General features: G+C 64.5%; 14 protein-coding genes. 10 read left to right on the top strand and 4 right to left on the bottom strand.

The window, feature by feature from the left end:
• Nucleotides 1–15: 15 nt before the first annotated feature.
• The 5 genes from ACMV8A_RS10510 (at nucleotide 16) to ACMV8A_RS10490 (ending at nucleotide 5190) form a co-directional block, all read left to right on the top strand.
• Nucleotides 16–1266 carry a DUF3426 domain-containing protein gene (locus ACMV8A_RS10510; RefSeq protein WP_495325733.1) on the top strand — a complete coding sequence of 417 codons (1251 nt, stop codon included), beginning with the start codon at nucleotides 16–18 and terminating at the stop codon, nucleotides 1264–1266.
• 350 nt (nucleotides 1267–1616) lie between these two features.
• Nucleotides 1617–2606, top strand: a complete 990-nt coding sequence (gene dusB / locus ACMV8A_RS10505) for a tRNA dihydrouridine synthase DusB (RefSeq protein WP_495325732.1) — start codon at nucleotides 1617–1619, stop codon at nucleotides 2604–2606.
• A complete protein-coding gene (gene fis, locus ACMV8A_RS10500) occupies nucleotides 2603–2857 on the top strand; it encodes a DNA-binding transcriptional regulator Fis (protein WP_495325731.1) in 255 nt (84 codons plus the stop codon). Before dusB ends, fis begins: the two co-directional genes overlap by 4 nt.
• A 122-nt stretch (nucleotides 2858–2979) precedes the next feature.
• Nucleotides 2980–4539 carry a bifunctional phosphoribosylaminoimidazolecarboxamide formyltransferase/IMP cyclohydrolase gene (gene purH / locus ACMV8A_RS10495; protein WP_495325730.1) on the top strand — a complete coding sequence of 520 codons (1560 nt, stop codon included), beginning with the start codon at nucleotides 2980–2982 and terminating at the stop codon, nucleotides 4537–4539.
• A 198-nt stretch (nucleotides 4540–4737) separates the two neighbouring features.
• Entirely contained in the window at nucleotides 4738–5190 is a 453-nt protein-coding gene (locus ACMV8A_RS10490; RefSeq protein WP_495325729.1) for a bacteriohemerythrin, read from the top strand.
• A 79-nt stretch (nucleotides 5191–5269) separates the two neighbouring features.
• On the opposite strand, the gene ACMV8A_RS10485 is transcribed toward ACMV8A_RS10490, so the two are convergent.
• On the bottom strand, nucleotides 5270–6643 hold the full coding sequence (locus ACMV8A_RS10485; protein ID WP_495325728.1) for a purple acid phosphatase family protein: 1374 nt from the start codon (nucleotides 6641–6643) through the stop codon (nucleotides 5270–5272).
• A 99-nt stretch (nucleotides 6644–6742) separates the two neighbouring features.
• Between ACMV8A_RS10485 and ACMV8A_RS10480 the strand changes: the two genes are divergently transcribed.
• The 5 genes from ACMV8A_RS10480 (at nucleotide 6743) to ACMV8A_RS10460 (ending at nucleotide 13180) form a co-directional block, all read left to right on the top strand.
• Complete coding sequence (locus ACMV8A_RS10480; RefSeq protein WP_495325727.1) at nucleotides 6743–8746, top strand: LTA synthase family protein; 2004 nt, start codon at nucleotides 6743–6745, stop codon at nucleotides 8744–8746.
• A 73-nt stretch (nucleotides 8747–8819) separates the two neighbouring features.
• On the top strand, nucleotides 8820–10112 hold the full coding sequence (purD, locus tag ACMV8A_RS10475) for a phosphoribosylamine--glycine ligase (RefSeq protein WP_495325726.1): 1293 nt from the start codon (nucleotides 8820–8822) through the stop codon (nucleotides 10110–10112).
• 155 nt (nucleotides 10113–10267) lie between these two features.
• Complete coding sequence (locus ACMV8A_RS10470; RefSeq protein WP_495325725.1) at nucleotides 10268–11197, top strand: phosphoribulokinase; 930 nt, start codon at nucleotides 10268–10270, stop codon at nucleotides 11195–11197.
• Nucleotides 11198–11288: 91 nt separating this feature from the next.
• Nucleotides 11289–12575 carry a nucleotide sugar dehydrogenase gene (locus ACMV8A_RS10465; protein WP_495325724.1) on the top strand — a complete coding sequence of 429 codons (1287 nt, stop codon included), beginning with the start codon at nucleotides 11289–11291 and terminating at the stop codon, nucleotides 12573–12575.
• Complete coding sequence (locus tag ACMV8A_RS10460) at nucleotides 12572–13180, top strand: class I SAM-dependent methyltransferase (RefSeq protein WP_495325723.1); 609 nt, start codon at nucleotides 12572–12574, stop codon at nucleotides 13178–13180. Before ACMV8A_RS10465 ends, ACMV8A_RS10460 begins: the two co-directional genes overlap by 4 nt.
• 130 nt (nucleotides 13181–13310) lie before the next feature.
• On the opposite strand, the gene ACMV8A_RS10455 is transcribed toward ACMV8A_RS10460, so the two are convergent.
• The 3 genes from ACMV8A_RS10455 to pflB form a co-directional block, all read right to left on the bottom strand.
• Nucleotides 13311–13820, bottom strand: a complete 510-nt coding sequence (locus ACMV8A_RS10455; RefSeq protein ID WP_495325722.1) for a GNAT family N-acetyltransferase — start codon at nucleotides 13818–13820, stop codon at nucleotides 13311–13313.
• 676 nt (nucleotides 13821–14496) lie between these two features.
• The gene (pflA, locus tag ACMV8A_RS10450) at nucleotides 14497–15288 is read right to left on the bottom strand and encodes a pyruvate formate-lyase-activating protein (RefSeq protein WP_495325779.1); all 792 of its coding nucleotides are present in this window, start codon (nucleotides 15286–15288) and stop codon (nucleotides 14497–14499) included.
• Between the two features lie 5 nt (nucleotides 15289–15293).
• On the bottom strand, nucleotides 15294–17564 hold the full coding sequence (gene pflB, locus ACMV8A_RS10445; RefSeq protein ID WP_495325721.1) for a formate C-acetyltransferase: 2271 nt from the start codon (nucleotides 17562–17564) through the stop codon (nucleotides 15294–15296).
• Nucleotides 17565–17569 lie beyond the last annotated feature (5 nt).

The following is a 17569-nucleotide window of genomic DNA, read 5'->3' as shown; positions in this document are numbered from 1 at the left end:
ATTACTTTCGCCCGCATGTATACCCAGTGTCCGGCTTGCAGCACCTACTTCCGCATCACCCCTGAGCAGTTGCAGGCCGCGGGCGGCAAGGTGCGCTGCGGTGAGTGCCGCCACGTCTTCCACGCCCCGGATTTCCTCACCGACACCCTGCCCGGTGCGCCGGCCCCGGCCGAAGAACCCTTCCACGACGAACCCGATTACGAACAGCTGCTGCGCGAGCCCGAGCCCGAGCCCGAGCCCGAGCCCGAGCCCGAGCCCGAGCCGGAGCCGGAGCCGGAGCCGGAGCCGGAGCCGGAGCCGGAGCCGGAGCCGGAGCCGGATGAGATTGTTGCTGAAGAAACCTACGCGGCAGAACCCGCACCGCTGGCCGAGGAGACCGCTCCATACATAGCGGTGGAGGGCGCTGTCGAAGAGGCAGAAGACAGCCTGGCCATCGATCTGGATGAGCTGTTCGGCAACGAGCCGGAGTTCGAGGTTGCCAGCGCGAGCGCACCGGAACCCGAGCCGGAGCCGGTGGCGGCGCCGCCTAACGGCGATACCTACGGCGAAGAGGACATCGAGGCCCTGCTCAAGTTTGGGCCGCAGGGCGACCACGCCGATGAGGTGGCGCAGAACTTCGAATTGCCCTGGGACGAACCGCCGGCCGAGGCGACGTCCAGCGGCCACACCGCCGACACCCTGGCCGATTTCGACCTGCCGGAGTCGACGCTGACCACCGCACGCAGCGTCAGCCCGACACCGGCACTGTCACCGATCTCCGCGCTGCTGGCGGAGGAAGAGACCGCGCCGCGCCGCAACCTGCTGGGCACGCTGGCCTGGACGCTGGCCAGCGTGCTGCTGCTCGCGGTGCTGGCCGTGCAATACGGCTACCTCAATCGCCTCGCCCTGGTGCATCACGCCGAGTTGCGCCCGTTGCTGGAGCTGATGTGCGAGCACACCGGCTGCCGGCTGCCGCCGCGGCGCGACCTCGCCGCACTGACCCTGCTGGAGCGCGACATCCGCTCCCATGACCGCTATCAGGGCGCGCTCACCATCCATGCCACCCTGCAAAACCGTGCCGCCTTCGCCCAGCCCTATCCGGCAGTGGACGTGGTGATGCGCGACCTGGGCGGCCGCGTGGTGGCGGCACGGCGCTTCCTGCCGCAAGACTATCTGAGCGACGCCGCCGCGCCGCCGCTGCTGGCGCCGCAGGCCACCGCGCAACTGACCCTGGATGTGGTCGATCCGGGCGCCGAGGCCGTCGGCTTCGAGTTCACCTTCCACTAAGGAAGGCCTGAATAAGTCCATCCTGGGCTTCTCAGGTCGCTACCGCCCATCCATGGGCTCCGCGACATAAGTCCATCCATGGACAAAACCACGCGAATCGAACCGTGTGATTTTCGATTCGCTTCATTTTCCAACGACTTATGGTCGCTGGAAAATGGCGGCACATCCCTGTGCCGCGGAAGCTCTGAACTTATTCAGAGCTTCCCTAACCCACGCAACTATTTGAATTAACGCCGCACAGGCAAGCCATTGGCTGTCTGTTGCATCCCTGCGCCTCACCCGCCTTGTACCTTCTTCGCCGCAGCTGGGGTATGATTCGCGGTTCCCGCATTTTCAGCCCCGTACCACGCATGCAGATCGGACCCTACAGATTGGCCAACAACCTGGTGCTCGCGCCCATGGCGGGGGTCACCGATCGGCCGTTCCGCCAGCTGTGCAAGCAGCTCGGCGCCGGCATGGCCGTGTCCGAGATGGTGTCGTCCAACTCCCTGCTGTGGGGCAGCGAAAAGACCAAGCGCCGCGCCGACCACGACGGCGAGGTGGAGCCGCGCAACGTGCAGATCATGGGGGCCGACCCCAAACTGATGGCCGACGCCGCGCGCTACAACGTGGACAACGGCGCCCAGATCATCGACATCAACATGGGCTGCCCGGCCAAGAAGGTGTGCAACGTCTCCGCCGGCTCTGCCCTGTTGCGCGACGAAGACCTGGTGCGGCGCATCCTGGAGGCCGTCGTAGGCGCCGTGCCCGAGGTGCCGGTGACCCTCAAGTTCCGCACTGGCTGGGACCGCGAGCACAAGAACGGCGTCACCATCGCCCGCCTTGCCGCGGACGTCGGCATCCAATCCCTCGCCGTGCACGGCCGCACCCGCGCCGATGGCTACAGTGGCGAGGCCGAATACGACACCATTGCCGCCATCAAGGCCAGTGTCGCCATCCCGGTGCTCGCCAACGGCGACATCACCACGCCGCAAAAGGCCAGGCAGGTGCTCGACTACACCAAGGCCGACGGCCTGATGATCGGCCGCGCCGCCCAGGGCCGCCCCTGGATCTTCCGCGACATCCAGCATTACCTGACCACCGGCGAGCTGCTGCCCGAACCCTCGGCGCAGGAGGTACGCGACATCCTGCTCGGCCATCTGAACAATCTGTACGCCTTTTACGGCGAGTACACCGGCGTGCGCATGGCACGCAAGCACATCTCCTGGTACAGCAAGGGCCAGCGCCACGGTGCCGCCTTCCGTCAGGAGGTCAACCGCGTGGAGGGCGCGGTGCAGCAACTACAAATGGTCAGGGACTTTTTCGACCGCATAATCAACGGGGAGGAATTGGCGGCATGAACACCACGACCGCAGCCCGCGCCATCCCGCTCAACGGCATGGTGCGTCACGCACTGCAACAGTATTTCCAGGACTTGAACGGCCACGAGCCCAACGACCTCTACCAGCTGCTGCTGTCCGAAGTGGAGCGCCCGCTGCTGGAGGCCGTGATGCATTACGCCCAGGGCAACCAGACCCGTGCCGCCCAGGCGCTCGGCATCAACCGCGGCACCCTGCGCAAGAAGCTCAAGCAATACGGTTTGGACAGCTAGGCAGAATACAAACCACGGAGCACACGGGGCGAGAGAAAATCCAGGGATTGGCATTCTATGGCCAAGGTTCTCTCCGTATCCTCCGTGGTCAATCGCTTTTCAGCCTTTACCGAGGAACCAGCATGAACAAGATTCAACGGGCGCTGCTCAGCGTCTCCGACAAGACCGGCATCGTGGAATTCGCCCAGGCCCTCGTCGCCCAGGGCGTCGAACTGCTGTCCACCGGCGGCACCTGCAAGCTGCTGGCGCAGAACGGCGTGCCGGTGATCGAGGTGTCCGATCACACCGGCTTCCCCGAGATGATGGACGGCCGCGTCAAGACCCTGCACCCGAAGATCCATGGCGGCATCCTCGGCCGCCGCGGCACCGACGATGCGGTGATGGCACAGCACGGCATCAAGCCCATCGATCTCATCGTGGTGAACCTGTACCCGTTCGAGCAGACCGTGGCCAAACCCGACTGCACGCTGGAGGACGCCATCGAGAACATCGACATCGGCGGCCCCGCCATGCTGCGCGCCGCGGCGAAGAATCATAAGGACGTCACCGTGGTAGTGGATGCCGCCGACTACGCCACCGTGCTGAGCGAGATGAAGGCCAACAATGGCGCCACCCTGCACGCCACCCGCTATTCCCTGGCCATCAAGGTGTACGAGCACACCGCGCGTTACGACGGCGCCATCGCCAACTACTTCGGCCACCTGCTCGGCGAGAACAAGGTCGACTTCCCGCGCACCATCAACCTGCAATACAAGAAGGTGCAGGAGATGCGCTACGGCGAGAATCCGCACCAGAAGGCCGCCTTCTACGTCGAGCACACCCCGGAGGCCGGCAACGTCGCCAGCGCGCGCCAGTTGCAGGGCAAGGAACTGTCCTACAACAACATCGCCGACACCGACGCCGCGCTGGAGTGTGTCAAGCAGTTTCCGGAAGGCCCGGCCTGCGTCATCGTCAAGCACGCCAACCCCTGCGGCGTGGCCATCGGTGCCAACCTGCTGGAGGCCTACGAGCGCGCCTACCAGACCGATCCCGAGTCCGCCTTCGGCGGCATCATCGCCTTCAACGGCGAGCTGGACGGCGACACCGCCAAGGTCATTGTCGAGCGCCAGTTCGTGGAGGTGATCATCGCGCCGAAGGTCTCCGCCGCCGCGGTGGAGGCCGTCGCCGCCAAGAAGAACGTGCGCCTGCTGGAGTGCGGCCAGTGGCCGGCGGAGGCCGCCCAGCGCCTGGACTTCAAGCGCGTCACCGGCGGCCTGCTGCTGCAGGATGCCGACCTGCTGCTATCCGGCGACATCAAGGTGGTGAGCAAGCGCCAGCCCACCGCACAGGAGATGGAAGACCTGCTGTTCACCTGGCGCGTGGCCAAGTACGTCAAGTCCAATGCCATCGTCTACGGCAAGGGCAAGATGACCATCGGTGTCGGCGCCGGCCAGATGAGCCGCGTCAACTCCGCCCGCATCGCCGCCATCAAGGCCGAACACGCCGGGCTGGAAGTGAAGGGTTCGGTGATGGCCAGTGATGCCTTCTTCCCCTTCCGCGACGGCATCGACTCCGCCGCCAAGGCGGGCATCGCTGCGGTGATCCAGCCGGGCGGCTCGATGCGCGACGAGGAGGTCATCGCCGCCGCCGACGAGCACGGCATGGCCATGGTGTTCACCGGGATGCGCCACTTCCGTCACTGACGCCCCACCCAAACCGATAAAAAAGGCCGGTCATCCCGGCCTTTTTTATGCGCCCCCTCATCAAATGCCGGGAAAATGTGATAAATATCACCTTTCCGTGTAAGGGGTTTTGTTACAGAGAGACTACCCCATACAGCAGGTCGCCACACGGCCTGGTACGGAAACACAACAATAAGCAGCAACCTGGAGGATTCGCCCATGTTTTACTTTGTCTGGGATGCCAGCCTGGAAACGGGCATCGACATCATCGACTCACAGCACAAGCGCATCGTCGATTACATCAATCAGCTGCATGATGCCATTGCCGACAAGAACAAGGCCGACGTCGAGCAGGTGTTGAACCAGCTCATCGACTACACCGTCAGCCACTTCACCTTCGAGGAAAGCCTGCAAGAAAAGGCCGGCTACGGCCACATCGAGGCGCACCGCAAGGTGCACGAGGCCTTCACCGCCCGCATCAATGACTACAAGGCGCGCTTCGAGAAGGGCGAGGACATCTCCAAGAAGCTGCTCTCCGACCTGCGCATCTGGCTGACCAACCACATCAAGCAGGAAGACCGCGACTACACCGCCGTGGTCAAGGCCCACCTCAACGGCGACCACGACAAGGGCTGGCTGTCCAAGACCCTGAGCCGCATATTCGGCGGTTGAACCACGCCCTCCATGCCTACCCCATAAAGCGCAGCGGTATCGGGCAAGCCGTTGCCGGACACCGCTGCGCCAGTCCGGCCTACTCCATGCAGCGCCGCGCCACTTGCGGTATCTCCGCCGACTTCTCGATGCGGAAGTGATCGCTCACCTCGCCGCGTGCGTTGAGGTAATAGGCATCCAGCCGTTCCCCCGCCACATCGATCACCATGGAGCCCAGTTCACGCCGCACCACCGCGTGGGCGGGGTGATCCAGCGGGCCGTGATCGAGAGTGGAGGTCGCACCGACCACCGCATACACCGTGCCGCTCAGGGCGGCGTGCCCGAGCGGCTTGCGATAGGGCTGCTGCGACCCGCCGCCTGAGCCATCCAGGATCATCTCCGGCCGCAGCGTATCCGAGGCGCCGTAGTGGCAGGCCAGCAGGTGGCTGCGCTCGTACACATGACTGTGGCCGGAGAGCACCAAATCGACCCCGGCTGCCTCCAGCAGTGGCAGCACGTTGGCACGGACGTCCACCATACGCCCCCAGCTGTCGCGCCAGCGATCGGAGTCATGGGAGCCGCGGCTGTAGGGCGGATGATGGAGCAGCACGAGAGTCCAGGCACGCTGATGGGCGGCCAGATCCTCCCGCAGCCAGCGCAGCATCGGGCTGCGCGCACTCAGGCTGCCGCCCTCGCTGTCGAGCACCACCACATGGACATCGGCATAATCGAAGGAGAAATAGCGCCGACTGTCCGAAGGCACGCCGCCCGCCTCGCCGGCGGCGGGAAAACTGAAGGCACGGGCGTAGGTCCAGCGCCGCGCATCGTGGTTGCCATAGATGGGCAGGTAGGGAATGTTGCGCAGCAGATCGGCATAGGGCTCGAACAGCGCCGCCTGGAATTCGCGCGCCTTGCCCGAGTTGTAGGCGTTGTCACCGGTGGTGAGCCAGAGGTCGACCGGCGGCGTCGTGCGCCCATGCTGCGCCGACCACGTCAGCATGGCATCGCGCACCGCGCGCGAACCCGCGTGCCACCAGCCGGGGTCGCCCTGCACCCAGAAACGCACCGGGCGGCCGTCACCGGGCGGCGGCGCGGTATGGAACCAGTGGTCGGCACCGCCGCGGAAAACGGCCTCCTCGGTGCCGACGCTGTAGTAGTAACGGGTGGCCGGCGCGAGGCCGCCGAGACGCACTTCGTGACTGACCCGCGCCGTCTCCTCGCGCGCCACCTGGTCCAACTGCGCCGGGTCGGTGCCGTAGCGCACTACGCCGACCTCGCGTCGGCCGCTCTGCCAGCGCAGGGTGATGCCCTCGCTGCTCACCACCTGCAAGTAAGGCTCGCGCGGCCCGACGTAACGGCTGTCCCAGGCCACCTGCACCATGCGCCCGGCGCCCACCAGCGCCACCAGCACAACCAGGGCCAGCAGCAGGTGGCGGCTCCAACGCAGAAGATAGACCAGGGGGGCAGCGGACATGGGAACTCCTGTGGGGGTGGCGGGTCTCTGACCGGGACGGCGACGCCGCTATGGTACAATGCCGGGCCTTATTTGACCGCCCCACCTGCACACGCACCCATGTACACGATCCCCCGCCTGCCGCGTTTCCTGGCCCTCGCCACCCTGCTGTTCGTGCTGGTGTTCAGCGCCTTGCGGCTCGGCTTCTGGCTGTATTTCGACGCCAACAACGATCCGCTGCCCGGCGCCGAGCTGCTCACCGCGCTCTACCTCGGCCTCAAGTTCGACCTGCGCCTGGCGCTGCTCATGCTGCTGCCGCTGTTCCTGCTGGCCTGGCTGCCCTGGCTGAGCCCGTTCCGCCATGGCGCGCTGCGCCTGTTCTGGGTGGGCTACCTGACCCTGGCCGGCATGGCCGCGCTGCTGTTCTACATGGTGGACTTCGGCCACTACGCCTATCTGCAGACCCGCCTCGACGCCAGCGCCCTGCGCTTTCTGAAGAACCTCGACATCTCGCTGCAGATGGTGTGGGAGAGCTATCCGGTGCTGACCCTGACGATGGTGCTGCTGGCGGCGGCGGCGCTGCTCGCCTGGGGACTGAACCGGCTGGTGCTGCACTGCACCGACGCACCCGCGCCACAGCTGGGCTGGAAGGGTCGCAGCCTCACCGCCCTCCTCACCGCCACCCTGCTGCTGGGCGGGCTGTACGGCAAGTTCTCCTATTACCCGCTGCGCTGGAGCGATGCCTTCTTCGGCACCCACACCTTCGCCGCCCAGGTCACCTTCAACCCGGTGCTGTATTTCGCCGACACCGTGCGCGGTGGCGGCGGCGTGACCTACGACACCGAAGTGGTGCGCGCCCACTACGACGACATGGCCGCCTGGCTCGGCGTCGACACGCCCAACCGCGATACCCTGGACTTCCGCCGCCGCTACACGCCGGCCAACCCGCCGGCCACACCGCCCAACGTGGTGGTCGTGATCCTGGAGTCCTTCGCCAGCTACAAATCGGGCCTGTCCGGCAATCCGCTCAACCCGACGCCGCACGTGGACGCGCTGGCGCGCAACGGCTACTTCTTCGAGAACTTCTACACCCCGCAGACCGGCACCGCACGCTCGGTGTTCTGCGCCGTCACCGGCATCCCCGACGTGGAGACCAAGGGCACCTCGACGCGCAATCCGCGCATCGTCGAACAGCACACCCTGCTCAATAGCTACGCAGGCTACGAAAAGTTCTACTTCCTCGGCGGCAGCGCCAGCTGGGGCAACATCCGTGGCCTGCTCAGCAACAACATCGCCGGCCTGAACATCTACGAGGAAGGCAGCTACAGCGCGCCGCGCGTGGACGTGTGGGGCATCTCCGACCTCGACCTGTTCCGCGAGGCGGACAAGGTGCTGCGCGCGCAGCAGAAACCCTTCGTCGCCGTGATCCAGACCTCGGGCAATCACCGCCCCTACACCATCCCCGACGACAACGCCGGCTTCGAGTTATTGCAGCCGAGCCACGATGAATTGCAGCGCTACGGCTTCCAGTCGGTGGAGGAATTCAACTCCTACCGCTTCATGGATCACAGCGTCGGCCAGTTCATGCAACTGGCGCGCGCGTCCGGCTATTACGACCACACGATCTTCGCCTTCTTCGGCGATCACGGCATCACCGGCTTTGCCGGCGAACATGCCCCCAAGGCTGATACCCAGCTCGACTTCGGCAGCAACCGCGTGCCCTTCATCATCCACGCGCCGCGCCTGCTGGGCGATCCGCGCCACATCACCGTCCCCGCCGGCGAGGCGGACGTGATGGCGACGCTCACCGCACTGGCCGGCCGTCCCCACGTCAACACCACTCTGGGGCGCAACCTGCTCGATCCGCAGTTGCCGGGTGAACCCTATGCCTTCAAGATGGTACAGGCCGCGCCGCCGCGTGTCGGCCTCATCGGCAGCGAATACTATTTCCAGATGGGCGCCGACGGCAGCCGCAAGCAGCTGCACCGCATCCACAGCAGCAACCCGCGCGACAACATCATCGAGCAGCAGCCGGACATCGCCGCACAGATGGAGCGCATGACCCGTGCCTATCATGAAACCGCCAAGTACATGCTGTACCACAACAAACATGTAGTCGATTAGCGGGGACAGTTATCGTTCCCACGCTCGGCGTGGGAACGCTATGCACACAAGCAATAACGAGAAGGGCAGATAGATGAACATATTGGTGATCGGCAGCGGCGGGCGCGAACACGCCCTGGCCTGGAAGGCGGCGCAGTCGCCGCGCGTCAGCAAGGTCTATGTGGCGCCGGGCAATGCCGGCACCGCCGGCGAGGCCAAGATGGAGAACGTCGCCATCAAGGTGGAGGACATCGCCGCCCTGGTGGCCTTTGCCCGCGACAACGCCATCGCGCTGACCATCGTCGGTCCGGAAGTGCCGCTGGTGCTGGGCGTGGTGGACGCCTTCCGCGCCGCCGGCCTGCGCTGCTTCGGTCCCACCAAGGCGGCGGCGCAACTGGAAGGCTCCAAGTCCTTCACCAAGGACTTCCTCGCCCGTCACGGCATCCCCACCGCCGCCTACGGCAACTTCACCGACATGGACGCGGCCCTGGCCTACGTGCAGGACAAGGGCGCCCCCATCGTCATCAAGGCCGACGGCCTCGCCGCCGGCAAGGGTGTCATCGTCGCCATGACCGAGGACGAGGCGGAGGCTGCCGTGCGCGACATGCTGGCCGGCAACGCCTTCGGCGAGGCAGGCCACCGCGTGGTGATCGAGGAGTTCCTGGAAGGCGAGGAGGCCAGCTTCATCGTCATGGTGGACGGCACGCACATCCTGCCCATGGCCACCAGCCAGGACCACAAGCGCGTCGGCGACGGCGATACCGGCCCCAATACCGGCGGCATGGGCGCCTACAGCCCCGCCCCGGTGGTCACCCCCGAGGTGCACGCGCGCGTGATGCGCGAGGTGATCGAGCCCACCGTGCGCGGCATGGCCGCCGAGGGCCACCCCTACACCGGCTTCCTCTATGCCGGCCTGATGATCAGCCCCGACGGCGCGCCCAAGGTCATCGAATACAACTGCCGCTTCGGCGACCCGGAGACCCAACCCATCATGCTGCGCCTCAAGTCCGACCTGGTGGACCTGTGCGAAGCGGCCCTGGACGGCCGCCTGGACCAGATCAGCGCCGCATGGGACCACCGCGCCGCGGTGGGCATCGTGCTGGCCGCCGGTGGCTACCCCGGCGACTACCGCAAGGGCGACGCCATCTCCGGCCTGGACGTGGCCGTGGCGCCGGACGCCAAGGTGTTCCATGCCGGCACCGCCCTCAAGGACGGCCGGGTGGTGACCAATGGCGGCCGCGTGCTGTGTGCCACCGCCCTGGGCGAGAGCGTGAGTGAGGCCCAGGCCCGCGCCTATGCCCTGGCCGGCAAGATCAGCTGGGATGGCCTGTTCTACCGTCAGGACATCGGCTGGCGCGCCATCCGCCGCGAGGAAGGCGGCGCCTGACCGCTTACGGAACGGGCCGCGCAACTGGCCTTTCCCCCCCGGATTTGCGTATCATGCCGGGACCTCTGCGTGCGCTAGCGCCCCAACAGCGGCAAAAAGAATTCAAGCAACACAAAACCAAAGAATCATTTTTATTTCTTTAAGGAGCACATGAAATGTCCGAGAAGCATCCAGTGATCGCGGTCACCGGTTCCTCCGGTGCCGGCACGACCACGGTCAAGAACGCCTTCGAACACATCTTCCGCCGTGAGGACATCAAGCCGCTGGTGGTCGAAGGTGATTCCTTCCACCGCTACGACCGCGCCTCCATGAAAAAGGCGCTGGAAGAGTTCGCCAAGAAGGGCAAGAACCTGTCCCACTTCGGTCCCGATGCCAACCACTTCGACCTGCTGGCCGAGACCTTCGCTACCTACGGCCGCACCGGTAAATGCAAGCGCCGCTACTATATCCACAGCGACGCCGAGGCGGTGGAACACAACGCCCGCCTGAATGCCAGCTACAAGGCCGGTGAATTCACCCCCTGGGAAACCATCAGCGACAAGACCGACCTGCTGTTCTACGAAGGGCTGCACGGCGGCGTGGTGGACGGCAAGATCGACGTAGCCGCCCAGACCGACCTGCTGATCGGTGTGGTGCCCATCGTCAACCTGGAATGGATCCAGAAAATCTTCCGCGACAACGCCCAGCGCGGCTACTCCGCCGAGGCCATCGTCGACACCATCCTGCGCCGCATGCCGGACTACGTGAACTACATCACCCCGCAGTTCTCCCGTACCGACATCAACTTCCAGCGCGTGCCGACCGTCGACACCTCCAACCCGTTCATCGCCCGCGACATCCCGACCCCGGATGAAAGCTTTGTGGTGATCCGCTTCCGCGACCCGGCGAAGTTCAACACCGACTTCCCCTACCTGCTGAGCATGATCCCCAACTCCTTCATGTCGCGCCGCAATTCCATCGTAGTCCCCGGCGGCAAGATGGGCTTCGCCATGGAGCTGATCCTCGCCCCGATCATCCACGAGATGATCGAGAAGAGCCGCAAGGCCAAGACCAGCAAAACCGTCAAGGCCAAGGCCGCCAAGTAAAGATACCTGGCTGCCGTCGTGAAAAAGGCCCGCGCAAGCGGGCCTTTTTCATTTTGGGTAGAATGCCCGCCATGCACGCGGACCATCCATCATGAACGCCACCATCGCCGTCGTCGGCCTGGGCTATGTGGGCCTGCCGCTGGCCGTGGCCTTCGGCAAGCTCGGCGCCACCATCGGCTACGATCTCTCCGCCACACGCATCGACAGCTACCAACGCCACATCGACCCCACCGGCGGCGTCAGCCGCGCCGATCTGCAGGCAGCGACCCATCTCACCTGCACCACCGACCCGGCCCTGCTCGCACAGGCCGGCATCATCCTCATCACCGTGCCCACGCCGGTGGACAGCGCACGCCGCCCCGACTTCACGCCGCTGATCCGCGCCTCGGAAACCGTGGGCCAACATATGCGACGCGGCGCGCTGATCATCTACGAATCCACCGTCTATCCCGGTGCCACGGAAGAAATCTGCATCCCGGTGCTGGAGCAGGCCTCGGGCCTGAAATGGCAGACAGATTTTCACGTCGGCTACTCGCCGGAGCGCATCAATCCGGGCGACCGTGAGCACACCCTCACCAACACCCTGAAGGTGGTGGCGGGCGACAGCGCGGAAACCCTGGCGCGCGTCGCCGCGCTGTATGAGCAAGTGGTCGCCGCCGGCGTGCATCGCGCCAGCAGCATCAAGGTGGCCGAGGCCGCCAAGGTGATCGAGAACACCCAGCGCGACCTCAACATCGCGCTGATGAACGAACTGGCGCTGATCTTCGACCGCCTCGACATCGACACGCTGGAAGTACTGGAGGCCGCCGGCACCAAGTGGAATTTCCTGCCCTTCCGTCCCGGCCTGGTCGGCGGCCACTGCATCGGCGTCGATCCCTACTACCTGGCGCACAAGGCCGAGATGATGGGGCACCACCCGGAGGTGATCCTCGCCGGCCGCCGCATCAACGACAGCATGGGCGCCTACGTCGCACAGCAAACGGTGAAGCAGCTGATCAAGGCAGGCAGCGCCGTGAAGGGCGCGCGCGTCATCGTGCTGGGGCTGACCTTCAAGGAGAATTGCCCCGACCTGCGCAACTCCAAGGTGGCGGAGATCGTGCGCGAACTGAATGACTTCGGCTGCGCGGTCTGCGTGCACGACCCCATCGCCGCAGCGGACGAGGCCATGAGCGAATACGGCATCACGCTCACACCATGGCAGCAGTTGCCGCGCGAGGCCGACGCCCTCGTCGCCGCCGTCAATCACCGCGCCTACCACGAACAGCCGCTTCAGGAACTGCTCGCCCACCTCAAGCCCGGCGGCGTATTCGTCGACGTCAAATCCGCCTTCGACGCCCAGGCCATCCGCCACGCCGGCCACACCCTCTGGCGGCTATGAGCCTCGACGCCTACCAGCCGCTGTGCCAGCGCCTGGGACTCACCCAGGGCATCCCCTACACACCACAGTGGTCCGCCGCGCCCGACTTCCTCAGCCTCATCGTCGACCACGTGCTGGCGCACCAGCCGCACACCATTGTCGAGTGCGGCAGCGGCCTCACCACCCTGATGCTCGCCCGCGCCTGCGCCATGAACGGCATCGGCCATGTGCACAGCCTGGAAAACGGCGCCGACTACGCCGCCAACACCCGCCTGGACATCGCCCGCTACGGCCTGACCGACTATTCCACCGTCCTCCACGCACCGCTGCATCCGGTGAGCGTCAACGGCACTGACTATCAGTGGTACGACCTCACGCCATTGACGGCAAGCCACATCGACCTGCTGATCATCGACGGCCCACCCGGCTTCATCCAGCGCCACTCGCGCTACCCCGCCCTGCCGCTGCTGCGCGATAGGCTGGCCGACGCCTGCACCGTCTTCATGGACGACGCCGCACGACCCGACGAACGGGAACTGGTAGAGATGTGGCTCAGGGAAATGCCGGCCGCCCGGCACGAATACATCACCAACGAACGCGGCTGTTCAATCTTGCGTATTACCTGACAGTAGCTTGGGCTGACGCAGGAAGCCCAACACCAAGGGCGGTATGTTGCGGGGAACGGCTCAAATGTGCCCTATTCGAGTCTGACCCCATTTCCCATTTTCCGACCCCATTTCCCGCCGCGTTAGCCACCTACATCGCGTCATCGAATTCATCGCGATATCGTGCTATACCGCCAGCCTTGGGTAACGCACCACTATCGAACACGGCAACCATGAATGCTTCATCTGGAACCCCCTGCCATTGACTGAGAAGCCGATACTTAGATGCAAGCTCAAAGCCAAAGCGCGGGTAATACTCCGGGTGCCCCAAGACGATAACGAATGGGCAGCCGGACTGACGCAGGTACTCAAGCCCGTGCTGGACAAGCCGAGATCCAATGCCCCTCCGCTGGCGGGGGGGCAATACTGCCAGTGGCGCCAAGCCCATTCCTACTGCGTGGGAATCATCAACCGTGACCGGCGTGAATAGAATGTGGCCAACGACAGCGCCATCTTCGGTTGCGACAAACGCCAGATAGTCTTTGCACGAAGCACGGAGCTTATCCACGACAGCTGATTCCGGGCCGTTATCGAATGCAGCCAAGTTCAAGTTGCGAATAGCCTCTCTGTCTTGGAGTGCTTCTTTTCGGATTTCGATCATCAATGAGCGCGCGGTTTGGAGGCCGCTAACCGTTAGAGTTAAGCTGCACGAACGACAGTGAGTATCAGCTTTAACGACTTGTTGGGGCGAGCGTCCACTGCCATATCATTTAGCCTCCGCCCTTTCACGTCGAACCACTAATCCAATTTGCTTTTATCGCGGTGCCAAAAGTGCCACGCGGCAATTATTATTCGGGCCAGCGAAGCCATCGGAGCAGTTCGACATAAACGCGTTTTGTCGACTGCTCCGATGGCTTCGCTGTCTTGTCATATTTTTGCCGCCTCCAACATCGGCAATTTCCGCTAATGGCTGCACGAGATTGTCTATGCTTGTACATGCCATGATGCAGTTCATGCCTGATCTATTGGTTTTGTTTTGCGGCGTAACAGCCTCAACAGTTATTTAGGCCGACGCCGTCGTAATGGTAATAGTGCAGCTGCGGCCTATCACATTTGCGCATAGATCGGTGCATATGCTTATTGTCTCTATTACACAAAGACTTGGCATCACATTCTCAGCCGTAGGTCATCCATTAGCACAGACACTACCAGCGTGCTTTGGGCATGTCTGTAGGTTCTTTCCTACACGCATCTGGAGGCGGCTGACTACTTAGTACTGTCACCGGTAACAGCTGCGAGATGTTGCTCCACTATCACCCAACAATCGCACGTCGGCCTCAAACCGTGGCGTTTATGCCGAACTCTGCGAACACCGCCTTCAGTTCCGCCATCTTCTCCGCGCTCGGCGGCTCGACACCGGCGAGCGGATACTCCAGGCCGCAGGCGGCCCATTTGTGGGCGCCGAGGGTATGGTAGGGCAGCAGTTCCACCTTCTTCACGTTGTCCATCGGCGCGACGAACTCGGCCAGGCGGCGCACGTCGTCGGGGGCGTCGCTGTAGCCGGGCACCACCACATGGCGCACCCACACGGGGCGCTTCTTCTCGTGCAGGTAGCGGGCGAAGCGCAGCGGGTGTTCGTTGCTGATGCCGGTGAGGGCGATGTGTTTCTGCTCGTCCATCTGCTTGAGGTCGAGCAGGACCAGGTCGGTGCCGCGCACGAACTGGTCCAGTTCCTCGCCGTACTGGTTGGACGGTACGTAGCCGTTGGTGTCGAGGCAGGTGTGGATGCCCTGGAAGTTGAGCAGCTTGAACAGCACGCGCACGAACTCGCGCTGCAGCAGCGGCTCGCCGCCGCTGACGGTGACGCCGCCGCCGGAGGCGTCCATGAAGGGAATGTAGGGCAGGATTTCGGTGACCAGCTCGCCGACCGAATACAGCTTGCCCGCCTCCAGGTCCCAGGTATCGACGTTGTGGCAGTACTTGCAGCGGAACATGCAGCCCTGCAGGAAGATGACGAAGCGCGTGCCCGGCCCGTCCACCGTACCCATGGTCTCGAACGAATGGATGCGTCCGAGCAGGTGGCCGGCGTCGACGCTGCGCGTGTGCAGATCGAGGAACGAGCTTTGCATTGCGCTCACATGCTCTCGTGGAAGGTGCGGCCGATGACGTCCAGCTGCTGCTCGCGGCTCAGTTTGACGAAGTTCACCGCGTAGCCTGACACGCGCACGGTGAGCTGCGGGTACTGCTCCGGGTGTTCCATGGCGTCGAGCAGGGTTTCCTTGTTGAGCACATTGACGTTGATGTGGTGGCCGCCGGCCTGCATGTAGCCGTCGATGATGGCGATGAGGTTGCTGATCTGCCCGGCGCAGTCCTTGCCCAGCGCCTTGGGTACGATGCTCATGGTGTAGGAGATACCGTCCTCGGCGTCGTCGTAGGACAGCTTGGCGACGCTGAGCAGCGAGGCCAGCGCGCCCTTCTCGTCACGGCCGTGCATCGGGTTGGCGCCCGGCGCGAAGGGCTGGCCGGCCTTGCGCCCGTCGGGCGTGCTGCCGGTCTTCTTGCCGTACACCACGTTGGAGGTGATGGTGAGCACCGACTGCGTCTGACGGCTGTTGCGGTAGGTGGGGTGCTGGCGCAGGTGACCCATGAAGCGCGTGACAATGTCGCGGGCGATGTCGTCCACCCGGTCGTCGTTGTTGCCGAACTTGGGAAACTCGCCCTGCACGTCGAAGTCCACCACGATGCCGTGCTCGTCCAGCTGCGGCGTCACGCGGGCGTATTTGATGGCGCTGAGCGAGTCGGCGACGATGGACAGGCCGGCGATGCCGCAGGCCATGGTGCGGTGCACATCGCGATCATGCAGCGCCATCATGGCGCTTTCGTAGCAGTACTTGTCGTGCATGTAGTGGATGATGTTGAGGATGTTGATGTAGGTGCGCGCCAGCCAGGCCATGTAGAGGTCGAAGCGCTCCATCACCGTGGCGTAGTCCAGCGGGCCGTCCGCCAGCACCGGCATCTGCGGCGCGATCTGGGCGCCGAGCACCTCATCGCGGCCGCCGTTGATGGCGTAGAGCAGGGTCTTGGCCAGGTTGGCGCGGGCACCGAAATACTGCATCTGCCTGCCCAGGCGCATGGCCGAGACGCAGCAGGCGATGCCGTAGTCGTCACCGAACTTGGGCCGCATCAGTTCGTCGCTTTCGTACTGGATGGATGAGGTGTCGATGGACACCTGGGCGCAGAAGCGCTTGAAATTGGCGGGCAGGCGCGGCGACCACAGCACGGTCAGGTTGGGCTCCGGTGCCGGCCCCAGGTTGTACAGCGTCTGCAACACGCGGAACGAACTCTTCGTCACCATCGGCCGGCCGTCCTCGCCCATGCCGGCAATGGCCTCGGTGACCCAGGTGGGGTCGCCGGAGAACAGTTCGTCGTATTCCGGCGTACGCAGGAAGCGCACCATGCGCAGCTTGATCACCAGGTCGTCGATTAGCTCCTGCGCCTCGCTCTCGCTGATGGCGCCGCGCGCCAGGTCGCGCTCGATATAGATGTCGAGGAAGGTGCTGATGCGGCCGATGCTCATGGCAGCGCCGTTCTGCGACTTGATGGCGGCGAGATAGCCGAAGTAGGTCCACTGCACGGCTTCCTGCGCCGTCTGCGCCGGGCGGGCGATATCGAAGCCATAGCCGGCGGCCATCTGCTTCATCTCGTGCAGCGCGTGCAGCTGATCGGCCAGCTCCTCGCGCAGGCGGATGGTCTCCTCGCCGATGTGCTCGGGTTGCAGCTCATCCTTCTCGCGCTGCTTGTGCTGAATGAGGAGGTCGATGCCGTAGAGGGCAACGCGGCGGCTGTCGCCGATGATGCGGCCACGGCCGTAGGCGTCGGGCAGGCCGGTGATGATGCCCGCCTTGCGACACTTGCGCATGGTGGCGTCGTAGGCATCGAATACTCCCTGATTGTGCGTCTTGCGGTACTTGGTGAAGACCTCCATCACCGCGGGATTCACCTGCTTGCCGTAGACTTCGGCCGCCGTCTTCACCAGGTTGATGCCGCCATTGGGCATGATGGCGCGTTTCAGCGGCGCGTCGGTCTGCAGGCCGACGATCTTCTCCAGATTGCGGTCGATGTAGCCCGCGGCGTGGGAGGCGATGCCGGATGGCGTCTCGGCGTCGAAGTCCAGCGGCCCCGCCTTGGCGTGCTCCTGCTTGATCAGATCCAGCACCTTGCCCCACAGCGCCAGGGTGCGCGGCGTCGCCCCGGCCAGGAAGGCGTGCGTGCCGTCGTAGGGGCTGTAGTTGCGGCGGATGAAGTCCTGCACGTCCACCGTGGTCTGCCACGGCCCCGCGCTGAATCCTTCCCAGGCGGCGGCCAGGGTGGCCTGCACTTCTGCGCAACTGTTCTGCTGTTCCATGACGG

Source organism: Sulfurivermis sp. (assembly GCF_059410345.1).
This window is presented reverse-complemented; position numbering and strand designations above follow the sequence as displayed.

Excerpts from the sequence above, each read along its gene's own strand:
- ACMV8A_RS10510 (WP_495325733.1), top strand. The coding sequence starts at position 16 with ATGTATACCCAGTGTCCGGCTTGCAGCACCTACTTCCGCATCACCCCT.
- dusB (WP_495325732.1), top strand. The coding sequence starts at position 1,617 with ATGCAGATCGGACCCTACAGATTGGCCAACAACCTGGTGCTCGCGCCC.
- fis (WP_495325731.1), top strand. The coding sequence starts at position 2,603 with ATGAACACCACGACCGCAGCCCGCGCCATCCCGCTCAACGGCATGGTG.
- purH (WP_495325730.1), top strand. The coding sequence starts at position 2,980 with ATGAACAAGATTCAACGGGCGCTGCTCAGCGTCTCCGACAAGACCGGC.
- ACMV8A_RS10490 (WP_495325729.1), top strand. The coding sequence starts at position 4,738 with ATGTTTTACTTTGTCTGGGATGCCAGCCTGGAAACGGGCATCGACATC.
- ACMV8A_RS10485 (WP_495325728.1), bottom strand. The coding sequence starts at position 6,643 with ATGTCCGCTGCCCCCCTGGTCTATCTTCTGCGTTGGAGCCGCCACCTG.
- ACMV8A_RS10480 (WP_495325727.1), top strand. The coding sequence starts at position 6,743 with ATGTACACGATCCCCCGCCTGCCGCGTTTCCTGGCCCTCGCCACCCTG.
- purD (WP_495325726.1), top strand. The coding sequence starts at position 8,820 with ATGAACATATTGGTGATCGGCAGCGGCGGGCGCGAACACGCCCTGGCC.
- ACMV8A_RS10470 (WP_495325725.1), top strand. The coding sequence starts at position 10,268 with ATGTCCGAGAAGCATCCAGTGATCGCGGTCACCGGTTCCTCCGGTGCC.
- ACMV8A_RS10465 (WP_495325724.1), top strand. The coding sequence starts at position 11,289 with ATGAACGCCACCATCGCCGTCGTCGGCCTGGGCTATGTGGGCCTGCCG.
- ACMV8A_RS10460 (WP_495325723.1), top strand. The coding sequence starts at position 12,572 with ATGAGCCTCGACGCCTACCAGCCGCTGTGCCAGCGCCTGGGACTCACC.
- ACMV8A_RS10455 (WP_495325722.1), bottom strand. The coding sequence starts at position 13,820 with ATGATCGAAATCCGAAAAGAAGCACTCCAAGACAGAGAGGCTATTCGC.
- pflA (WP_495325779.1), bottom strand. The coding sequence starts at position 15,288 with ATGCAAAGCTCGTTCCTCGATCTGCACACGCGCAGCGTCGACGCCGGC.
- pflB (WP_495325721.1), bottom strand. The coding sequence starts at position 17,564 with ATGGAACAGCAGAACAGTTGCGCAGAAGTGCAGGCCACCCTGGCCGCC.